This window comes from Rhodococcus sp. BL-253-APC-6A1W (genome assembly GCF_012843405.1).
GTDB lineage: Bacteria > Actinomycetota > Actinomycetes > Mycobacteriales > Mycobacteriaceae > Rhodococcus.
Genome location: NZ_JABAFB010000003.1, coordinates 204,692 through 224,387, shown reverse-complemented (window position 1 = coordinate 224,387; position 19,696 = coordinate 204,692). Strand labels below are relative to the sequence as shown.

General features: G+C 69.4%; 20 protein-coding genes and 1 riboswitch. Of the genes, 15 read left to right on the top strand and 5 right to left on the bottom strand.

Annotation, left to right across the window (positions count from 1 at the left end; translation table 11 throughout):
* Window positions 1–60: 60 nt before the first annotated feature.
* Complete coding sequence (locus HF877_RS05670; RefSeq protein WP_169620194.1) at window positions 61–675, bottom strand: heme-copper oxidase subunit III; 615 nt, start codon at window positions 673–675, stop codon at window positions 61–63.
* A 136-nt stretch (window positions 676–811) separates the two neighbouring features.
* Here HF877_RS05670 and HF877_RS05665 point away from each other — a divergent pair, with 136 nt between their 5' ends.
* Window positions 812–1,267, top strand: coding sequence for a hypothetical protein (locus tag HF877_RS05665; RefSeq protein WP_240952034.1), 456 nt, complete (start codon window positions 812–814; stop codon window positions 1,265–1,267).
* Window positions 1,268–1,329: 62 nt separating this feature from the next.
* Complete coding sequence (gene trpD, locus HF877_RS05660) at window positions 1,330–2,406, top strand: anthranilate phosphoribosyltransferase (protein WP_169620193.1); 1,077 nt, start codon at window positions 1,330–1,332, stop codon at window positions 2,404–2,406.
* A gap of 68 nt (window positions 2,407–2,474) precedes the next feature.
* On the opposite strand, the gene HF877_RS05655 is transcribed toward trpD, so the two are convergent.
* Window positions 2,475–2,750 (bottom strand): Lrp/AsnC ligand binding domain-containing protein, encoded by a 276-nt coding sequence (locus HF877_RS05655; RefSeq protein ID WP_072699135.1) that lies wholly within the window; start codon window positions 2,748–2,750, stop codon window positions 2,475–2,477.
* A 33-nt stretch (window positions 2,751–2,783) separates the two neighbouring features.
* Window positions 2,784–4,535 carry a DEDD exonuclease domain-containing protein gene (locus HF877_RS05650; RefSeq protein WP_169620192.1) on the bottom strand — a complete coding sequence of 584 codons (1,752 nt, stop codon included), beginning with the start codon at window positions 4,533–4,535 and terminating at the stop codon, window positions 2,784–2,786.
* A 504-nt stretch (window positions 4,536–5,039) separates the two neighbouring features.
* Window positions 5,040–5,202, top strand: a riboswitch (cyclic di-AMP (ydaO/yuaA leader).
* Window positions 5,203–5,216: 14 nt separating this feature from the next.
* Here HF877_RS05650 and HF877_RS05645 point away from each other — a divergent pair.
* From HF877_RS05645 to HF877_RS05590, 12 genes are all read left to right on the top strand, one after another.
* Window positions 5,217–5,792 carry a C40 family peptidase gene (locus tag HF877_RS05645; RefSeq protein WP_169620191.1) on the top strand — a complete coding sequence of 192 codons (576 nt, stop codon included), beginning with the start codon at window positions 5,217–5,219 and terminating at the stop codon, window positions 5,790–5,792.
* A 201-nt stretch (window positions 5,793–5,993) separates the two neighbouring features.
* The gene (locus tag HF877_RS05640) at window positions 5,994–6,983 is read left to right on the top strand and encodes a C40 family peptidase (RefSeq protein ID WP_169620383.1); all 990 of its coding nucleotides are present in this window, start codon (window positions 5,994–5,996) and stop codon (window positions 6,981–6,983) included.
* Between the two features lie 30 nt (window positions 6,984–7,013).
* A complete protein-coding gene (locus HF877_RS05635) occupies window positions 7,014–8,351 on the top strand; it encodes a hypothetical protein (protein ID WP_169620190.1) in 1,338 nt (445 codons plus the stop codon).
* Window positions 8,352–8,399: 48 nt separating this feature from the next.
* A complete protein-coding gene (locus HF877_RS05630) occupies window positions 8,400–9,596 on the top strand; it encodes a glycosyltransferase family 4 protein (protein WP_169620189.1) in 1,197 nt (398 codons plus the stop codon).
* A gap of 10 nt (window positions 9,597–9,606) precedes the next feature.
* Entirely contained in the window at window positions 9,607–9,996 is a 390-nt protein-coding gene (locus HF877_RS05625) for a polyketide cyclase / dehydrase and lipid transport (RefSeq protein ID WP_169620188.1), read from the top strand.
* A 93-nt stretch (window positions 9,997–10,089) separates the two neighbouring features.
* Window positions 10,090–10,527 (top strand): SRPBCC family protein, encoded by a 438-nt coding sequence (locus tag HF877_RS05620; protein ID WP_169620187.1) that lies wholly within the window; start codon window positions 10,090–10,092, stop codon window positions 10,525–10,527.
* 29 nt (window positions 10,528–10,556) lie between these two features.
* Window positions 10,557–11,747 carry an ArsA family ATPase gene (locus tag HF877_RS05615; protein ID WP_169620186.1) on the top strand — a complete coding sequence of 397 codons (1,191 nt, stop codon included), beginning with the start codon at window positions 10,557–10,559 and terminating at the stop codon, window positions 11,745–11,747.
* Window positions 11,744–12,157, top strand: coding sequence for a hypothetical protein (locus tag HF877_RS05610; protein WP_169620185.1), 414 nt, complete (start codon window positions 11,744–11,746; stop codon window positions 12,155–12,157). The genes HF877_RS05615 and HF877_RS05610 overlap by 4 nt, the downstream gene beginning before the upstream one ends.
* Before the next feature lie 17 nt (window positions 12,158–12,174).
* Window positions 12,175–13,155, top strand: coding sequence for an ROK family protein (locus HF877_RS05605; protein ID WP_169620184.1), 981 nt, complete (start codon window positions 12,175–12,177; stop codon window positions 13,153–13,155).
* Window positions 13,156–13,306: 151 nt separating this feature from the next.
* Window positions 13,307–14,056, top strand: a complete 750-nt coding sequence (locus tag HF877_RS05600; RefSeq protein ID WP_169620382.1) for a lysophospholipid acyltransferase family protein — start codon at window positions 13,307–13,309, stop codon at window positions 14,054–14,056.
* Window positions 14,057–14,111: 55 nt separating this feature from the next.
* Window positions 14,112–14,603 carry a polyadenylate-specific 3'-exoribonuclease AS gene (locus HF877_RS05595; protein WP_169620183.1) on the top strand — a complete coding sequence of 164 codons (492 nt, stop codon included), beginning with the start codon at window positions 14,112–14,114 and terminating at the stop codon, window positions 14,601–14,603.
* Between the two features lie 55 nt (window positions 14,604–14,658).
* The gene (locus HF877_RS05590; protein WP_169620182.1) at window positions 14,659–16,044 is read left to right on the top strand and encodes a 3-deoxy-7-phosphoheptulonate synthase class II; all 1,386 of its coding nucleotides are present in this window, start codon (window positions 14,659–14,661) and stop codon (window positions 16,042–16,044) included.
* Between the two features lie 57 nt (window positions 16,045–16,101).
* On the opposite strand, the gene pknB is transcribed toward HF877_RS05590, so the two are convergent.
* Window positions 16,102–18,168 carry a Stk1 family PASTA domain-containing Ser/Thr kinase gene (pknB, locus tag HF877_RS05585; protein ID WP_169620181.1) on the bottom strand — a complete coding sequence of 689 codons (2,067 nt, stop codon included), beginning with the start codon at window positions 18,166–18,168 and terminating at the stop codon, window positions 16,102–16,104.
* Between the two features lie 211 nt (window positions 18,169–18,379).
* On the opposite strand from pknB, the gene HF877_RS05580 reads away from it, so the two are divergent.
* Complete coding sequence (locus tag HF877_RS05580; protein WP_296549052.1) at window positions 18,380–18,751, top strand: Rv2175c family DNA-binding protein; 372 nt, start codon at window positions 18,380–18,382, stop codon at window positions 18,749–18,751.
* Here HF877_RS05580 and HF877_RS05575 read toward each other — a convergent pair.
* Window positions 18,720–19,688, bottom strand: coding sequence for a phytoene/squalene synthase family protein (locus HF877_RS05575; RefSeq protein ID WP_169620179.1), 969 nt, complete (start codon window positions 19,686–19,688; stop codon window positions 18,720–18,722). The two genes, HF877_RS05580 and HF877_RS05575, sit on opposite strands and share 32 nt — an antisense overlap.
* Between the last annotated feature and the right edge of the window lie 8 nt (window positions 19,689–19,696).

The window sequence follows — 19,696 nt, the reverse complement described above, 5'->3', positions numbered from 1 at the left end:
GTATCCCTTTTTGTTTTGGGACGGACTGGACGTCAGGGGGCTGCCTGTGCGTTCAGCTGGCTAACGGATGAAATAGATCGTGGCAAACAGTGCGATCCACACGATGTCGACAAAGTGCCAGTAATACGAAACGACGATGGCTGCGGTGGCCTGCGCGGGCGTGAACTTGCTGACGCGGGTACGGACCAGCAGGAACACGAAGGCGACGAGGCCGCCGATCACGTGGAGGCCGTGGAAGCCGGTGGTGATGTAGAACACCGAGCCGTAGACGCTGCTCGAGATGGACGTGCCGTCCGAGACCAGCGTGATGTATTCGTAGCCCTGCCCGAGCACGAAGAACGTGCCCATGGCGAGGGTGATCAGGTACCACCGTCGCAGCCCGAAGACGTCGCCGCGCTCGGCAGCGAACACGCCCATCTGGCATGTGAAGGAGGAGGCGATCAGCACCGTGGTGATCGGAACCGCCAGCCACAGGTTCAAGTGGGTGGGCGGCGGGGGCCACATGCCCTCCGGCGCCTGCGCCCGTGCCACGAAATACATGGCGAAGAGCCCTGCGAAAAACATGAGCTCGCTGGACAACCACACGATGGTGCCGACGCTGACCAGGTTGGGCCGGTTCAACGAGTGCACGCGCTGTGTGATTGCAGATCCTGAAGTCCCTACTGCGCTCGTCACGCTGGCTAGTATGACCCGTCGTAGTACGTCTTGGGCAATCGGGGCCGAAATAGGCGCGTCAGTGCTGGTCGCGCCCAGATAATTTCCCTGGTGGGGTCACTGTGCGGGCCTTCGGGGGACGTGCGAACCTGGTGCTATGAGTACCGGAAGTGGCTTGTGGGACCGGCTCCGCGCGATGGTGTCCAGGCGCCGGGCCCCCCTCGACCGGGAGCGTACGGATCTCGTCGTAGTGGTGTCCTCGTTCGACGACGCCGAGGCGTGTTCGACGGCCTTGACGCGCGGTGCCGAATCGGAGCCGTATTGGACGGAATCCGACGAGGCGGTACTGCGCCACCATCTCACCCTTCCGCCCGACGCTGTCGACCGAGCCGTCGAACTGGCCGCACAGGACGGCTATACCGTCAGCGGCGCCCCGATGGAGGCGCCGGTCGCCGGGGACGCAAGCCTGACAGCACTGGTGTTGCAGCGCACCCAGGTTCTGGACGCGATGCACTGCGCCCAGGAGAAGTCCCGCATGGTCTCGCTCGCGCAGCGACTCGGTGGCACCGCGCTGGGGTGGGACGCGCTACAGCCCCCGGTATCGCCTGACTAAGCTTCGCGGCGGAGGGCACACCGGTGCCCGGTAGGGAGCGGCATGCGGCGAGGTCAGGTGCGATGAACGCGACTCGAGTGGTGGACGGGACGGGGACCACCTGGTCGTCGGTCCTCGGTGCGCTGACTGCCGGGCACGATCTCTCGCGCGAACAAGCACAGTGGGCGATGGAGGAGATCTTCTCCGACAACGCGACCGCCGCGCAGATCGCCGCCTTCGGTGTCGCGCTGAAGATGAAGGGGGAAACCCCCGACGAGCTGCGCGCGCTCGCGGACACCATGCTCGGCTACGCCCGGCTCGTGCCCGTCGACAACGACGTGGTCGACGTCGTCGGCACCGGCGGTGACCGCGCCGACACCGTGAACATCTCGACGATGGCGTCGATCGTCGTCGCGGCGTCCGGCATCCGCGTCGTCAAGCACGGCAACCGGGCGGCATCGTCGAAGAGCGGCGGCGCCGACGTGCTCGAGGCACTGGGCGTCCACATCGACCTCGGGCCGGAGGCGGTGGCCCAGTCGGTCGCCGAGGCAGGCATCGGTTTCTGCTTCGCGCCGGTCTACCACCCCGCGCTCCGGTTCGCCGCGGCCCCGCGCAAGCAGATCGGCATCCCGACAGCGTTCAACGTGCTGGGGCCGCTGACCAACCCGGCGCGCCCGCGCGCGGGTCTGATCGGATGCGCTTTCGAGAACCTCGTCGGCACGGTCGCCGGTGTGCTCGCCCAGCGCGGGAACTCCGCGCTGGTGGTACGCGGCGACGACGGCCTCGACGAACTCACCACCTCGACCACATCCACCGTCCACATCGTGCGGGACGGCGAGGTCCGGGTCGTCACCCTCGACCCGACCGATCTCGGCATCACCCGGGTACCGCTCGAGGCGCTACGCGGCGGAGACGCAGAGAAGAATGCCGCCATCGCCCGCGCGGTCCTGGCGGGGGAGACCGGGCCGGTGCGCGACGCGGTCCTGCTGAACGCGGCCGGCGCGATCGCAGCGTTCCGGGGGATCGGCGACAGTCTCGAGGAGGCACTCGCGGCCGGACTCGAGGCCGCTGCTGCCGCGATCGACACCGGCCGGGCCGAAGAAGTCCTCCGCACGTGGTCCGAGGTGACCACCCGGCTCGGTGCCGCGCCGGGAATATAAGGAGTACGCGAACGGAGTGTGGGCCCGGACTCGTCGGAGTCCGGGCCCACACTCGTCCGCCGGGCGGATCAGCTACCGATCGAGAAACCCGCGTCCACGTCCGCGCTGGAGTAGGACTGGAAAGCGATGTGCGTGACGGTCTTCGTCACGCCTTCGACCTTGTTGATGCCGCGCGTGACCACTTCGGCGATCTGCTCGTGGTCGCGGACGCGCACCAGGGCCACCAGGTCGACGTCCCCGGCGCACGAGTACACCTTGTCTACCCCGGCCAGGTCGGCCACCGCTTGCGCGGTCTCCGGAATGCGGTGCGCTTCGGCGTCGATCAGGACGATGGCGTTGATCATGAGGGCTCCTTGCCTTCCTCGGGTTCCATCAGACTAGGTGGTCGTCCGCTCGTCGGGCGCCACCGCCGATACCGCGCGGGCGTCACGTGCCTTCTCGGCCCACTCGTTCCAGCGACCGGCGCCGAGAGCCGGTTCGCACCACCCGTGGCTGGTGCGGACGATACGGACGCCCCCGGAGTCCAGCCAGCGTGCCACCAGGCCCAGTTCTTCGGGCGAGGCGCCCCGGAACGGCCCCGGGATCGGTCGCACCGTCTCCGCAGCCGCGACGATCGCGTCCACGACGGGCATCGGCGGCACCCCCCGAGGCGCCACCCCGGCGGAGGCGAGTCTTCCCGCCCGCACGACCGCGAACTCCCACCCGCCCTCGTCGCGTGGACGCGCCGCGACGAGTTCGTCCACCGCGGCGAGCGCGGCGAGTCGCTGGGTGCGTCGCAGGGCCAGCAGCGTGCCGGCCGCGCGGTCGCGCAGACGTGCCGCATTCTCGAACAGTTCGTCGAGAACGAGCCGGTCGAGCCGGCCGTGCAGGTCGCGGAGAACCTCGTCGTCGCTACCCCGGATCACGGCGCGGGCCCGTTCGACCTGCGTCGAGTACGCGGCCGCGTCCTGAACTCCGAAGGTCGCGGCTGCACACGCACCCACGGCCTCGGGCAGGCACCGGTCCCCGTGCTTGCCCGTACGGCCGATCCGGCGCGTACAGGTGCGGATCCCGCACAGTTCGGCGAGGTGGGCCGCGACCTCGGACGCCGCTGTGCGCGCCGAGAACGGCCCGATCGCATCGGTCGCGGGGGTGCGGCTGACCGCGAAACGCGGGAACGGGTCGTCTGTGAGCACGATCCACCACCCGCGGGTGGGGTACTTCGAGCGGCGGTTGTAGGGCGGCGCATGCGCTGCGAGCAACCGGAGTTCGCGCACACCCGCTTCGAGGCCGTGGGCGCACTCGACGTGGTCGATGCGGGTGGTCACCGCGACCATTTCACGCAGCCGTGGACGCGTCTCCGACCCGGTGAAGTAGGAGCGGACCCGGCGGTGGAGATCGACGGCGGTGCCGACGTAGAGCACTTCGTCCGACGGTCCGCGGAACATGTAGACACCCGGTCGCCGGGGCAGGTGCGCGGCGAGCGTGCGCTTGGCCCGTTGTTCGCCGGTGACGGCCGGGATGTAGTCCCGGAGCTCGGTGAGACTGTGGACGCCGAGATTGCCGACGCGCTCGATGAGCGCGTGCAGGACGTCCACGGTGGCGCGGGCGTCGTCGAGCGCGCGGTGTGTCGGCTGCGTCGAGACGCGGAAGAGCTGGGCGAGTGCCGAGAGTTTCACCGAGGGTGCCTCGTCGCGGCCGAGGACGCGACGCGCCAGTTTGACTGTGCAGACCACGGGGAAACGCGGCCACGCCGCGCCGCAGTGGGCAGTCGCGGCCTTGAGGAAACCGACGTCGAATCCGGCGTTGTGGGCGACGAGTACCGAACCCGCGGCGAACTCGAGAAACGCCGGCAGCACCTCGTCGATCTTCGGTGCGGCGTACACCATCGCGGTGGTGATGCCGGTGAGCTGCACGATGTGCGGTGGGATCGCACGTCCCGGGTCCACCAGCGTCGCGAACTCGCCGAGGACCTCTCCACCGCGGATCTTGACCGCGCCGATCTCGGTGATCGCGTCGTCGCCCGCCCGGCCCCCGGTAGTTTCCAAGTCGACGACGACGAAGGTGGTGTCTCGGAGCGGGGTGTCCAATTCGTCGAAGCCGAGCTGGACTCCGCGACCGGATTCGGTGAACCGTGGCGGCGACGTCATGCGGCGAGCCTAGGAATCGGCACCGACACGGCCTCCGGCCCCTCCGTCACGGCGTGTGCCCGGGCCGTGACATCACCTCGGAAAACGACGCCGGCAGGGGTCTGGACGGGCGCAAGAGACGAGCGTCACAGGGGTCTTTCGGTTTGGGACACAGGGCCGTTGGACTGCCTCGAAACATACCGATCGGCCCGCCCCCGCGGCCGCGCCGGCACGGGGCGGCCGCGAGGGCGCACCCGCCGGGAGAATGGGCCGGAGACCTGGGAAAGCGTCCGCACGGACGTCGTGGGAACCGGGGTGGACCCCGCCGCGGCGCGCGCGGCGCGCGAGGTAAAGCAGACCGGTCGTTATTGCTTCGTTACCGAAGGGGAGCGTCCGGCGTAAAAGTGACGAAAATTAAACCAAAAGGGACAATGCTCACGCGAGGCACTCGACTTCTCCGTTGCCGTTTCGTAATCTTCTCGAGACCAAGCGGAGAGTTTTCCGGCCCACTCCCGTGTCGGAGCCGCTCGGTCACCGCCTAATCGGAGGCTCCAGTCGCGGAGCATCCGAGCCGGGGACCCACTTAGTACCTGGGGTGAATCCCTTCAGCCGCTCGCCGGCGAAGGGTAGGGCTGACTTCCGGCCCGAACCCGTCAGCTAACTCGGTCGGCGGGTGAACGGAAGAAATGGAGCACCCCCCTCGTGGTTTCGCAGAACAACAAGCGCACCGTTCGGCGCGCGCTCGTCGCCGGAGCCATCGCGCTCGGCGCAGTCACCGTCTCGGCCGGCCCCGCCATGGCGGACACCGTCACCATCCCCGGTGTGGGATCCTTCGACCTCCCCGCCGGCGTCACCCTGCCGCCCGAGGTCGCCAACCTCATCCCCCAGCAGGCCGGAACCGCCCCCGCGCCTGCGGCATTCACCGCCCCGTACACCTCGGTCGGCCAGCGTGCGGCCGACGCCGCCCAGAGCAAGATCGGGTCCCCCTACGTGTACGGCGCCGCCGGCCCGAACTCGTTCGACTGCTCCGGTCTCGTGCAGTGGGCCTACCAGCAGGCCGGACTGAACGTTCCCCGCACCAGCTACGACCAGGCATCTGCCGGTCAGGCCGTGAACATCTCCGACCTGATGCCGGGCGATGTCGTGTCGTTCTACGGCGGAAGCCACACCGGGATCTACGTCGGTGGCGGCAACATCGTGCACGCGTCCACCTCGAGCCAGCCGGTGAAGATCGCGCCGCTCGACTCGATGCCGGTCGATGGAGCACGCCGCTTCTGATCCGTCGGTATGCAGCTACGTGAGGGTGGGTCCGGCTCAGGCCGGGCCCACCCTCACGTCGTAGTCCGGGTTGCTACCACCGGGTAGACACAAACGTATGCCGTTCCGTAACCTCATCGAGACCTTTGGAAAGGATGCGCCTTCGTGGTTTCCGATAGGACGAAGCAGGCAATTCGTGCGTTGCTGGCGGTTGCGGTCTTGATGGCACTGGCCGTCTCCACCTCGCCCGCGGGGGCGCAGCCGGTGGGCGACAGCCCCACGGCCAAGCTCGAACACCTGGCGGACCTGTCCCGTCGGTCCGAACAGACCACCGAAGCCCTTCACAACGCCGGGCTGGACCTCGAGAAGAAGATCGCCGACCAGCAGTCCACCGAGGCGGTCGCCGCCGAGGACCGCGACGCGCTGGATCTGGCGCGCGCCGAGGTCGCCCGGTTCAAGCCCACCGTGGACAAACTCACGCAGGCGAACTACCGGGGTGCCCGCACCAACCGGCTCTTCGCCCTCATGGTCAGTGATTCCCCGCAGCAGATGCTCGACCAGATGGTGCTGCTCGACGTCCTCGGCGCCCAGACGGCCCGCGACGTCGAACGATTCAAGGTCGCCACGGCCGCGGCCGCCGAAGTGGCCGCCTCGTCACAGCGATCGGCGGAAGCCGCCGCCGTCGCCGCCGCGGAGGCGCAGGTACTCCGGGACGATCTGCAACGCCGCAAGGCCGAACTCGAAGCCGATATCGCCGGCGTCCTCGACGCCTTCGACGCGCTGAGCGACCAGGAAAAGGAAGTGCTCGCGGGCACTCCCTTCCCGCCCGGTCTCGACGCCGACACGATCCTGCAGCACCTCGTTCCCGGCACCGGTGGGGGAGCGCTCCGTGCTGCCATGACCCGGATCGGCGACCCGTACGTGTGGGGCGCGACCGGACCGAACCAGTTCGACTGCTCGGGTCTCGTCGTGTGGGCGTACAACCAGGTGGGCAAGACCCTGCCGCGCTCGAGCCAGGCCCAGGCGCAGGGCGGTATCCCCGTCTCGCGCGACAACCTTCAGCCCGGCGACGTGGTGATCTTCTACGACGACGCCTCCCACGTGGGCCTCTACGCGGGTGACGGCAACATCGTGCACGCGTCCACGTTCGGTGTGCCGGTGAAGGTGCAGTCGATGGCAAGCTTCCCTTTCCACAGCGCACGCCGCTACTGACCGGGCGGGCGGCCCCTTACACTGGCCGCCGTGCCTGCGCCTGCGTCGACAAACCGTCATCGGCGGTGGGAACGTCTCGGCTTGGCCGGGCTCGTCCTCGCCGTCGTCACTGCCGGTGTGCTGCTCGTCGTCGCACCCGCGGACTCGGCCGACACCGATCGGACGACCCGCACCGAACTGCAGTCGCTGGTCGATCGCTGGGCGGATGCGGTGCGCCGCGCCGACCGCGACGCGCTGGCGTCGGTGATCGACCCGGCCGCCACAGCGCTGCTCGAGTCCGAAACGCTGCGCGCGGAGTCGCTCCGGGCGGTGCCCCTCGCCGATTTCGGATACGAGATGGGACCCGAACCGGACCTCGACGTACCCACGACGCTCACCGCCGCGTTCGGCGCGGACCCGGTGCGCGCGCACATCGTCTATCTCCGCTACGCGGTCGACGGCGTCGACGAGGAACCGACCCGCCGTCCCGTCACGGCGTTGTTCGTCGAGCGGTCCGGCGGATGGCTGCTCGCAGACGATGCACCCGTGATCCCCGGCGCGGTCACGTGGCGCGGCCCCTGGGACCACGGACCCCTCCACGTCGCGGAGGTCGCGACCTCCGGAGGCCGCTCGCTGGTGATAGGACCCACCGATCGCCGCGACCTCATCGAGGCGACGGCGACCGAACTCGACTCCGCCGTCGACGCCGTCTCCGAGGTATGGGGAGAGGAATGGTCACGGCGCGCCCTCGTCGTCGCGACGGGATCGCGGGAGGAATTCACACACCAGGTGGGAACCCGCCACGACGGCGAGGAAATCGCGGCCGTCGCCGTCTCGGACGCCGTCCGGCCGGGGACGGACACCGCGACCGGGCAGCGGATCGTCTTCGCTCCGGATGCTGGGGAACGCCTCACCCGTCAGGGTCTGCGCGCGCTGCTGCGGCACGAGATGGTGCACATCGCCACCCGGACCGAGACGGTCGACGGCTCCCCGCTGTGGGTCCTCGAGGGATATGCCGACTACATCGGGTACCGCGGAACGGGCACGGACCCAGCGGGCGGCGTCACCGCGAACGACCTTCGTCGGATCGCACCGACCCTCGTCCAGGATTCCCTCCGCAACGGCCTGCCCCGTGCGCTACCCGACGATGCCGAGTTCACCGCCGGTCAGGGCGCACGCAGCGCCTACGAGAAGGCGTGGTCGGTCGCGGCATTCACCGCCGAGGAGTTCGGCGTCGACAGTTTGACGTCGCTGTACCGAGCGCTCTCGACGGGACCGGCCGAGCCGGACGAGGTCGACGACGCGCTCCGGGAGGTCGTGGGACTCGGGACCGGCGACTACGTCGGCCGGTGGGGCGACTGGGTCTCCGAACGACTCACCGTGGGCTGAGCCGACCCGTCCATCCGGACCCGGTCCGGACATCGCTACGGTGTAGCCATGTCGCGAACTCTGCTGGTCACGAATGACTTTCCGCCCCGACCCGGCGGTATCCAGTCGTACCTGCAGGCGTTCGCCGGGCAGTTGCGTGCCGAGGATCTCGTTGTCTATGCGCCTCGCTGGCGCGGGGACAGTCACGTGACGTTCGACGCGCAGCAGCCGTACGAGGTGGTGCGGCATCCCACGACGCTGATGCTCCCCACCCCGGACGTCGCTCGACGCGCCGCGCGCCTCGTGTCCGAGTACGGCTGCGACAGCGTGTGGTTCGGAGCATCCGCACCGCTGGCGCTGATGGCTCCCGCCATGCGACGCGCCGGGGCGCAGCGCGTGATCGCGAGTACCCACGGTCACGAGGTCGGCTGGTCGATGGTGCCGGGCGGACGTCAGGCGCTACGCCGGATCGGCGACCACACCGACACCATCACCTATGTGAGCCGCTACACGCGCAGCCGATTCGCGTCGGCTTTCGGCCCGCATGCCGCGCTCGAGCACCTCCCGTCGGGCGTGGACACCGACGTCTTCTGCCCGGACCCGGTCGCACGCGCCGAGTTGCGCGCCCGGTACCGGCTCGGCGACCGCCCGACGGTGCTGTGCCTGTCGCGGCTCGTGCCGCGCAAAGGCCAGGACATGCTGATCCGCGCGCTGCCCGAGATCCGGCGCCGGATCGACGGCGCGGTCCTCGTCATCGTCGGCGGTGGCCCCTACGAGGACCGGCTCCGCGACCTCGCGCACCGCACCGGTGTCACCGACCACGTCGTCTTCACCGGTGGCGTTCCCGCCGCCGAACTCGCGGCGCATCACACCATCGCCGACGTGTTCGCCATGCCGTGCCGGACCCGGGGTGGGGGACTCGATGTCGAAGGACTCGGCATCGTGTATCTCGAAGCGTCCGCGACGGGTGTCCCCGTGGTCGCGGGGCGGTCCGGGGGCGCGCCCGAAACCGTGCGGGACGGGGAGACCGGGTTCGTCGTCGACGGCACGTCCGTGACCGCGATCGCGACAGCCGTCAGCGGGATCCTCGCCGACCGGGACCGGGCCGCGACGATGGGTGCGGCGGGACGCGAATGGGTCTCGACAGAGTGGCGATGGGACGTACTGGGCGCAAAGCTGCGCCGGCTCCTCGAGGTGGACCCTGCGCCTTCGGCGACGGATCCCGATCGGCGGGGCGACGGACGGACACCCTCGGCGGATATGTGAAGCTGTCCCCGTGAGCAGCATTCAGGTGGCGGACCAAACCTTCATCGCCGCACCCCCGGAACGGATCGCGACCGCGCTGGCGTCGCCCGCGCGATGGCGCGAGTGGTGGCCCGAGCTCGCGCTCACGGTCCGGGAGGACCGAGCCGAGAAGGGCATCCGATGGGCCGTCGCAGGCCCGCTGAACGGAACGATGGAAGTGTGGATCGAACCGGTTCTCGACGGAGCCGTCGTCCACTACTTCCTGCACTGTGAACCGACGGGTGTCGCACCGTCGCGCATCGCATCGCTGAACATCGCCGGCATCACCCGCGAGCGGCGCGTCGCGGGAAAGAAGATGGCGTTCGAGGTGAAGGCACGCCTCGAGGCGGGTCGTCCGGCGGGCGAATCCCCGCGCCTGTGAGGTCGTAGCCGCCGGATACGGTGTGTGGTAGACAACGGCGACGGCGCCGAGCGCGCCGTGTCGGGTGGACGGACGAAAGGGAGCATTCATCGCATGGCCGATAAGACCAAGAGGTCGATCACCATCGATGCGCCGGCCGATCGGGTCATGGCTGTCATCGCCGACTTCGCCGCCTACCCGACATGGGTCGAAGCCGCCAAAACCGTCGAGGTACTGAGCACCGGGCCGGACGGTCTCGCCGACCGGGTCCGCTTCGTGCTCGACGCCGGAATCGTGAAGGACACGTACGTCCTGCGATACCAGTGGGCCGAAGACGGCCGCGCCGTGAGCTGGGAACTCGAATCCGGAGAGATCCAGAAGGCGCAGTCCGGCTCGTACGTTCTCAACGACACCCCGGACGGCGGAACGGTCGTCGACTACCAGCTCACCGTGGACGTCAACATCCCGATGATCGGACTGTTCAAGCGCAAGGCGGAGAAGGTCATCACCGACACCGCGCTCAAGGAACTGAAGAAGCAGGTGGAGGGCTGAGCACCTCGAGCGAGGCCACCCCCGCGCGCGTGCGTGTGTTCTTCGGCAAGGGCGGAGCAGGCAAGACCACGCTGGCCGCGGCGACGGCGCTCGGCATCGCCCGCACCGGCGCACCGGTGCTCATCGCCTCGATCGACCAGGCGCATTCGCTGTCCGGCGTCCTCGACGTCGCCCCCGGTGAAGGTGTGCGCTCGGCAGGCGACGGAGTCGACCTGATCGAGGTCGATTCGCTCGCGTTGCTCGAGCAACGCTTCGCGAGCCTGGCGTCGCTGGCGTCCATCGCCGCGGGCCACGAGCACGGCGACCGCTTCGCTCTGCCCGCGCCCGAAGAACTCACCGGCCTTCCCGGGGTGGAGGAACTGCTCGCCCTCTCGGAAGTGGCGCGCTTGGCCGACAGCGGACGCTGGCACACCGTGATCGTCGACGCCCCCGCATCGGCCGACGCGGTGCGCATGCTCGCGGCGCCGCGCACGATCTCGGATTACATGGACCGCATCTGGCCGCAGCACAGCCGCGTCGAGGCGGCGATCGGACCGGACCCGCGCCTGACGGTCGTCGTGGCGTTGTTCGACCGGATTCTCTCCGGGATCGCGGCCACCCGCGACCTGTTCGAGAACCCGGACAGGACCACCGCCGTGCTCGTCTCCACTCCCGACCGTGCGGGTCGTGCGGAGATGGTCCGGCTCCGCTCGTGGGCCGCTCTGATCGGCCTGACACTCGAGGCCGTCGTCGCCAACGGGATCGTGCCGGCATTCGACGGCGACGGTCCGGCAGCCGGGTGGCTCGCGCGCCGGCGTGCCGACCAACTGGCGGTGCTCGACGAGATGACCTCGATCGTCACCGAGGTGCCGGTGGTCGGGTGTGAGCAACGCGACGAAGAACCGGTAGGGTGGGCGTCTCTCGGAGACCTGGCGACCGATATCCGGGATCTCTGCGATCCGGCCACCCTTCGCGACGGCGTGGAACGGGTTCGCGTACAGCACGAATCGGGGACGGGGGTGGACGCGGTGTATGCGATGCGGATGTATCTGCCGCTGGCGGACCCGGCGTCGCTGACATTGGGACGAGTCGACGACCACCTGGTGGTCGGTGCCGACGGCATCCGCCGCCGGGTGCACCTCGCCTCGGTGCTGCGCAGATGCACGGTGTCCGACGCGGAGTTCGACGGCACCGATCTGCTCGTGCGCTTCGTGCCCGACCCGGCGGTGTGGCCGCAGTGAGCAAGAACGACCACGACGCCCTCCTCGCCGACTTGCGGGTCCTGGCCGACACGGTTCTCGACTACATGGACGGCGTGGCCGAACAACTTGCCGGTCGCGGCGACGTCCCGGACCCGGTTCCGGAGAAGGCGGCAGCGCACGCCGACGCAGGCGAATCCGGGCGGCCGGCGACCACCGGATGCTCCTGGTGCCCGGTGTGTGCGGTGGCGGCGCTGGTCAACGGCGAGAACCACGAGTTGCTCACACGCCTCGCGTCCCAGCTCGCGGCGTTCATCGCGCTGGTACGCGAACTGCTCGCGCGGTATCTCCCACCGCGGCCCGACCCGTCGGCGCCCACGGATCCGACGCCCCCGGAGCCTCGCGACAACGGCGGGGGATTCGTGCCGATTTCCGTCACCATCCGCCCCTGACCCCGCAGGCTGTAGGTATGAACCCGGACCCGCGGCAGCGCGATTCATCCGACCGCCACACGATCGGAATCGATGTGGGCGGCACCAGCATCCGCGCTGCGGTGGTGAACCGTGGCGGCGAAGTGGTCGATTCGGTGCGAGCGCAGACTCCCGGGTCGGCCCCCGTACTCGAGGACGCCCTGCACCGCGTCGTACGGCAGCTCGCCGAACGTAACGATGTCGCTGCGGTCGGTCTTGCGGTCGCGGGATTCCTCACGGCCGACTGCACCACCGTGCGGTTCGCGCCGCATCTCCCGTGGGTCGGTGCCCCGGTCGGGGCGACGCTCACCGAGAGATTCGGGTTGCCCGTAGTGCTCGAGCACGACGCCAACGCCGCGGCGTGGGCCGAGTACCGGTTCGGGGCGGCGGCCGGGAGCAGAGTCGCGGTGGTCGTCGCACTCGGAACCGGAATCGGTGCCGCCCTGCTTATCGACGGCCGGCTGTACCGCGGGGCCTACGGCGTCGCGCCGGAACTCGGCCATCTCCAGGTGGTGCCGGACGGGCGGCCGTGCCCGTGCGGCAAGCGTGGGTGCTGGGAAAGATACTGCAGCGGAACAGCACTCGTCGATACCGCGGTGGAGATGCTTGCCGCGGACCCCGGCAGGTCTCAGCTCGCGGCACACGTCGCCGCCGATCCCGGTTCGCTCACCGGGCGCCGGATCGCCGGCGCCGCGCAGGACGGCGACCCACTCGCGGTGGCCGCGATCGCGGAGTTCGCCCGGTGGCTCGGGCTGGGACTGGCGATGGTGGCCGACATCTACGACCCCGAAATCATCGTGGTGGGAGGCGGGGTGTCCGGCTCGGCGTCGTTGTTTCTCGACGACGCCCGAGAGCGCTACGCCGCCGCGACCACCGGTGCCGGGCATCGGCCTCTCGCGCGGGTCCGCGTGACCCAACTCGGCGACGCGGCCGGGCTCGTCGGGGCGGCGGACCTCGCCCGCACGGCGATCGAGGAGTGAGATCCTCGTCACCTCGGCGGCGTATGCGTGGGGCCGGGCACGTTGCCGATGTGCGTGTGGTGGGCGCATCGTCGTAGAGTCGACCGACGGGCCGGTTGTGCTGCCCGCACCGATCTATGTCGGGGACCGATCTATGTCGGGGAAGGATGCCATGTGGTACTGGCTGTTGAAGTACGTTCTGCTGGGCCCGCTGCTCTTGCTGATGGGACGCCCGAAATTCGAAGGCGGCGAACATATCCCCGTCAACGGTCCGGCCATCCTGGCGAGTAATCACCGCGCGGTCCTCGACTCGTTCTACCTTCCCCTCCTGGTGCGGCGGCGGATCACCTTCCTCGCCAAGAGCGAGTACTTCACCGGCACGGGCCTCAAGGGTCGCTTCCAGCGCTGGTTCTTCTCCGCGGCCGGCCAGGTGCCCATCGACCGCACCAGCGCCGATGCCGCGCAGGACGCTCTCGCGGCCGGCATCCGCGTCCTCGGTCAGCAGAAACTCCTCGGCATCTACCCGGAGGGCACCCGCTCGCCCGACGGGCGTCTGTACAAGGGCAAGACCGGCCTCGCCCGGCTCGCGCTCGAGACCGGCGTCCCCGTCATTCCGGTTGCGATGATCGGGACCGACCAGATGAACCCCATCGGATCCAAGATGTGGCGTCCGGCGAAGGTCACCGTACGCATCGGCAAGCCCATCGACTTCTCGCGTTTCGAAGGGATGGGCGGCAACCGGTTCGTCGAGCGCACCGTCACCGACGAAGTCATGTACGCGCTCATGCAGTTGTCGGGCCAGGAGTACGTCGACATCTATGCGGCCTCCCTCAAGGAGCCGAAGCCCCAGGACATCGCGGAAGGGAAGGCTGCCGTCGAGCCTCCGGCGGCGGATCGCCTGCCCGACACCCAAGCGGGCTGATCGCGCCGCGACCCCGCGGGCACGCTCGCCGGTCCCACCGGCATAATGTGAGTACGTGCGCTACTTCTACGACTGCGAGTTCATCGAGGACGGTCGAACCATCGAACTCGTATCGATCGGTGTCGCCTGCGAAGACGGACGCGAGTTCTACGCGGTGTCAACGGAGTTCGATCCCGACCGGGCCGGGGAGTGGGTGCGCCGCAATGTTCTCCCGAAGCTGCCTCCTCGGTCGCATCCCGCGTGGCGTTCGCGCGAGCGGATCCGCGACGACCTGCTGAAGTTCCTCGTTCCCAGGCCGGGCGTCCAGCCGGAACTCTGGGCGTGGATCGGCGCATACGACCACGTCGTCCTGGTGCAATTGTGGGGAACCATGCCGGAACTGCCGGAGGTACTCCCGAGGTACACGCGCGAACTGCGCCAGCACTGGGAATACGCAGGCCGGCCCCCGCTGCCCCGGGTCCCGGACGACAACCACGACGCGCTCGCCGACGCCCGCCACAACCTCGCGAAGTTCGAGGCGATCGAGGTCGCGCGCCGCTCCCGGTGACACCGCGATACGGGGTGATCGCACGGCAGAGCGCGCCGGGTCATATCCTGGTTCTGTGAACTGGACTGTGGACGTGCCGATCGACCGCTTGCCCGAACTGCCTCCACTTCCGGCGGAGCTGCGCGACCAACTCGACGCGGCGCTCGCCAAGCCGGCGTTGCAACAGCCGAGCTGGCCGGAAGATCAGGCGGCCGCGATGCGGACCGTGCTCGAGAGCGTGCCCCCGATCACCGTGCCGAGCGAGGTCGAGGAGCTGCAGCGACAGCTCGCGTCCGTCGCCCGCGGCGAGGCCTTCCTCCTGCAGGGAGGCGACTGCGCGGAGACGTTCGCCGACAACACCGAACCGCATATCAAGGGCAACATCCGCACGCTGCTGCAGATGGCCGTCGTCCTCACCTACGGAGCGTCGACGCCCGTGGTCAAGGTCGCGCGGATCGCCGGTCAGTACGCCAAGCCCCGCTCGTCCGACACGGACGCGCTCGGCCTGAAGTCCTACCGCGGCGACATGATCAACTCTCTCGTCGCCGAGGAGAGTGTGCGCGCACACGACCCGTCGCGGCTGATACGCGCCTACGCCAACGCCAGTGCCGCGATGAACCTCGTGCGCGCCGCCACCGCCGCCGGTGAGGCCGACCTGCACCGCGTGCACGACTGGAACCGCGCCTTCGTGGCGTCGTCGCCGGCCGGTGCGCGGTACGAGGCGCTCGCCTCCGAGATCGACCGCGGCCTGCGCTTCATGGATGCCTGCGGCGTGGTCGACCCCAACCTGCGCGCCGCGACCATCTTCGCCAGCCACGAGGCACTCGTCCTCGACTACGAGCGCGCGATGTTGCGTCTCGACACCTCCGGTGACGAACCGCGTCTGTACGACCTGTCGGCCCACTTCCTGTGGATCGGCGACCGCACCCGTCAGCTCGACGGAGCGCACATCGCGTTCGCCGAACTGCTGTCGAACCCGATCGGCCTGAAGATCGGCCCGTCGACCACACCGGAGATGGCCGCCGAATACGTCGAGCGCCTCGACCCCACCAACAAGCCCGGTCGCCTGACGTTGATCTCCCGTATGGGCCACGGGAAGGTCCGGGACGTGCTGCCCGGTATCGTCGCTGCCGTCGAGGCCACCGGCCACAAGGTGATCTGGCAGTGCGATCCGATGCACGGCAACACCCACGAGGCATCGACCGGGTACAAGACCCGCCACTTCGACCGCATCGTCGACGAGGTGCAGGGCTTCTTCGAGGTGCACCGTGCGCTCGGCACCCACCCCGGCGGCATCCACATCGAACTCACCGGCGAGAACGTCACCGAGTGCCTCGGCGGCGCTCAGGACATCTCCGACCTCGACCTGCACGGTCGGTACGAAACGGCGTGCGATCCCCGGCTCAACACCCAGCAGTCGATCGAACTGGCGTTCCTCGTCGCCGAGATGCTGCGGGGCTAGCACTCCGCCCCCGATACGGCTCCGCCCCGGATATCACTACCCCGGTGGCGGAACCGATCAGGGCAGCGCGGTCAGTGTGATCGTGCTGCCCTCTTCGGCGCGACCGTTCGCGCCCGGGCTCTGAGCGATCACCACGGAGCGGTCGGAGTCGGCGACCTGCCGCACCGACACGTCGAATCCCAGTTCCCGCAGTTCGTCCCGTGCCGAGCCGACGGACCGTCCGAGCATCGACGGCACCTTGACCGCGTTGGACACCAGCAACGTCAGAGTGCTGCCCGCGCGGACTTCGGTACCCGCCTCCGGATCGGTGCCCGCGACGCGACCGCCGTCGACCTCGGGATCGAACACCTCCCGCACGTCCTGCACCGTCAGGCCGGCTTCGTCGAGGATGCGCCGGGCGTCGTCGACGGTCCGTCCGGCGAGGTCGGGCAGGTCCACCGGCGGGGAACCCTTGCTCACCACCACTTCGACCTGCGACCCGACGGGCAGGACTGTCCCGGGCGCCGGATCGAGCGCTGCGACCCCGCCCTCGGGGACAGTCGTGCTGAAGGCGCTTCCGCCGTCCACGGGCTCGAACGTGCGCCGGCGCAATTCGTCCTCGACGACCGACAGCTCACCTGATCCGGGGACGTTCGGAACCGTGGGCGGCCCCAGCGAGACCAGTAGCGCCACGGAGTTGCCGTCCGGGACACGGGAGCCCGTCGGGGGATCGGTGCCCAGCACCGTCTCGGGCGGGATGTCGTCGGAATACTCGCCGCGTACCTCGGCCGTCAGCCCGGCCGCCTCGATCGCGGAGACCGCGGCCGCGCGGTCCAGTCCGTTGACCGTCGGTACGTCCGTGAGCCGGCCGGCGCCGAGCCACCATCCGGCGATGCCCATGAACAGGGCGAGTACGAGAATCGCCGCGATCCACCCGACTACCGAGCGCCGGTGCCGATGATGCTCGTGCGCGTAGTCGGGCTGCGGCGCGGGCTGCTCCGGGTCGGAGCGAGGATGCGGCTGCGTGACGACCTTGGTGTGCATCGTGCGGGTGGGATGCAGCTCGGCTTGCGGCACCGCGCCGGGATCCGCGGCGGCGCCCTGCTCGGCTACGGCCGGGTGGACGGCGGTGGGAGCGTGCGACGACGTCGACTCCGGCGACGTGATCACCGTCGTGGCAGGTTCCGCCCGGGACGCCGCACCTCCCGCCGCACCTCCCGCAGAGGCAGTAGCTGCGGCGGCGGGCGCCGCGCTCGTCGCGAGAGCCGACCGGCGAGGAGCCGGTACCCGGTAACGGGGAAGGTCGAGCGCTTCACACGCGTCGTTGAGGGCGCGGGCCATCGCCTCGGCGTCGTCGAACCGTTCGCCCGGCTCGCGTTCGGTGGCGCGGCGTACCAACTCGTCGAATTCCTCGGGCACCCCGTCGATCCAGGACCCCGGATCGGGCACGTCCTTCTCGACGCGCTGGTATGCCACGGACAGTGACGTGTCGCCCGAGAAGGGCGTGCGGCCGGTGAGCATCTCGAACACGAGGACGCCGGCGGAGTAGACGTCGCTGCGGGCGTCCGCGCTCCCGGCGGTGACCTGCTCGGGAGACAGGTACGCCGCCGTGCCGAGGATGACGCTGCGCGAGGTCGTGGTGGCCGCCGCGACGGCCCGGACCAGACCGAAGTCGGCGATCTTGACCTCTCCGGCCTCGGAGATGAGAACGTTCTCGGGTTTGACGTCGCGGTGCACGAGACCCGCGCGGTGGGCGACAGCCAGCGCTCCGAGGACGGGCGCGGCGACGGCAGCGGCGGCGTGCGGCGGCATCGGTCCGCGTTCGCGGAGCAGTTCGCGCAGCGTGCCGCCTTCGACCAGTTCCATGACCAGGAAAACGTGGTCACCGTCCTGGCCTTGGTCGTATACGGCGACGAGACCGGGGTGGTTGAGTCGTGCGACGGCACGTGCCTCGAACTCGAAGCGGGCGAGGAACTGCGGATCGGCCGCGAACTGCGGATCCATGACCTTCACCGCGACCGGACGATCGAGACGCAGATCTGTCGCGCGGTAGACCGTGGACATCCCGCCGCGCGCAATCCGCGATTCGATCCGATAGCGCCGATCGAGCACGACGCCGACCATTCGGTCGCCTCCAGCGGTCACCCGGTGTACTCCCGTCTCTGGTGTGGAACATCGGTGTGGAGCATTGATGTGGAACATCGAACCGGCACCGGACGCGACTGCCGTGGTGCCGGCGAGACGGAGTACGTCGTCGCCTGCGCGGAAGCCGATCTCGTCCTCTGTAGATGGTAGCCAGCCCACAAAAGCGGCAGCCGCGTAGATGGCTGCGGGTAGGCGACGATACCGTGGAGCAGTGAGTTCGATTCCCTATTGCGACGACGTCCTCGACCCCTCCATATCGGTCTATCAGCTCGTCGACGTGGCAAAACGCCTCGACGTCCCGATTGTCCGCGTGCACCAGATGCTGCGCGACCGGCAGTTGCTCGCCTTCAAGCGCAACCGCGTCCCCGTGGTGCCCAAGGCATTCTTCGGCGACGACGGGCAGGTGCTCCGCCAGCTTCGCGGCCTTCTCGCCCTGCTCCACGACGGTGGATTCCGCGACGAAGAGATCCTCGAGTGGCTCTTCCAGGAAGACGACACGCTGCCGGGTGACTGCCCGATCGCCGCGCTGCACACCGACTCGGCGCGCGAGGTCATGCGGCGCGCTCAGGCTGCCGCCATCTGACGGACGCCCCGACCGATCCCGCGACGAACTGCGTGAGCACCACCGCCGCGCGGGTGCGGCGCGGGACCGTCACTCGCCGGTCCAGAACCCGGAAGCCGCTCGCCTCGACCTCGTCGAGGATCCGTCCGTAGAGCACGAACGCGGCACGGATACCCGGTCGCACCCGGTCGGGTAGCAGATCCAGACCCGGTTCGGCCTTGCGGTATTCGGCGCGGGCCAGCGCGACCGCGTGGGCCAGAGCCCGCCGGACACGGGGATCCACCGTGCCGGTGCGGCGGCCCTCCCGCAGCAGTTCGACATCGACCCCGAACGACGCCCACAGCTCGACCGGAAGATAGAGACGGTCGCGGTCGAGATCCTCACCGACGTCGCGGATGAAGTTCGTGAGCTGGAATGCCGTGCCCAGCGCGGAGGCGTGCGGCACCGCGTCCGGGTCGTCGACGCCGAACACCGGGAGCAGTTCGAGACCGATCACCACGGCGGAGCCGTACATGTAGTCGTACAACTCGGCCATGTCGCGGTAGTGGCTGTGGTGCTCGGGCGTACCGGGCACATCCATGCGCATCGATCGGAGGAACGCCTCGAAATAGGCGATCGGAACATCGTATCGGCGCACCGTCTCGGCGAGAGCACGCAGTACGAGGCCCAGTTCGTCCGGCCGGCCCGGTTCTCCGGCGAGAGCGGCCCGGAACCGGCGCTCTGTGGCGGCGAGCCCGCGGGCGGCCTCGACGGGATCGTCGACCGCGGTCACGTCGACGAGGTCGTCGACCACCCGCGCGAACCCGTACAGGGCGTGGACCGCGCGTCGCTGCGAGGCCGGGAGCAGCCGCGCCGCGAGGTGGTACGTGCGCCCGTGCTCCGCGGTGAGACGAGCACAGTGTGCGAACGCCGCGTCGAGGTCGTCGGGGCGTGGTCGGGGAGCCTGCGGATCGAACACTCCGGTGA